The 819-nt window shown below is 71.7% G+C and carries 1 protein-coding gene; it reads left to right on the top strand.

Features of this window, described 5'->3' with window-relative positions; translation table 11 throughout:
* Nucleotides 1-43: 43 nt before the first annotated feature.
* Nucleotides 44-787 (top strand): class I SAM-dependent methyltransferase, encoded by a 744-nt coding sequence (locus E1262_RS30045; RefSeq protein WP_132108013.1) that lies wholly within the window; start codon nt 44-46, stop codon nt 785-787.
* Nucleotides 788-819: the final 32 nt, after the last annotated feature.

Here is an 819-nt window from a genome sequence, read left to right as displayed (position 1 = left end):
CCCCCACGCCTGACCCCGCCCGCCCGAACCGCAGGAGGACCCAATGGCCGACGCCGCCACCCTCAACGCCGCCAGCTACGGACCCGAATGGGCCGCCCGTTGGGACGCCGAGTTCGGCGACCTGCCCGACACCCATGACGCCGTCAACTGCCTCGCCGACCTCGCCGCCGGCCGCCCGGTGCTCGAGTTCGGCATCGGCACCGGCCGGCTGGCCCTGCCGCTGGTCGAGAAGGGACTCACCGTCCGCGGCCTCGACAACTCCCCGTCGATGATCGAACAGCTCAACGCCAAACCCCGCGGACCGGAGACCCAGACCGTCCAGGGCGACTTCGCCACCACACGCGTGGACGGCGAGTTCGGCCTGGTGTTCATCTCCCGGCACGCCCTCTTCGCGCTCACCTCCCAGGACGAGCAGGTGCGCTGCTTCGAGAACGCCGCAGCGCACCTCGTCACCGGCGGCGTGTTCGCGATCGAAGTCATGTCGCCGCACGGCACCGCCCTGGAGAACGGCCGCGCCTGGACCACCGGTGTCGAGACCGACTCCGTCACGCTGTTCGTCTCCGCCGCCAACCCGCTGACCCAGCAGATGCGGATGTGCCACTTCACCATCGCCGCCGACGGCACCGCCAAACTGCGGCCCGCCGCCTCCCGCTACGCGTGGCCGGCCGAGCTGGACCTGATGGCCCGCATCGCCGGACTGCGGCTGCGCGACCGCTGGGCCGGCTGGGACCGCCGCCCGTTCACCGCTGAGAGCCCCCAGCACGTGTCCGTCTACGAGAAGGCGTGAGCCAGCATGACCACCAGCACCGACAGCGCGTC

Origin of the sequence: Jiangella aurantiaca, from assembly GCF_004349105.1 — a bacterium.
Classification (GTDB): domain Bacteria; phylum Actinomycetota; class Actinomycetes; order Jiangellales; family Jiangellaceae; genus Jiangella; species Jiangella aurantiaca.
Note: the sequence above shows the minus strand (reverse complement) of the source record. Positions and strands in the feature narration are given on the sequence as shown.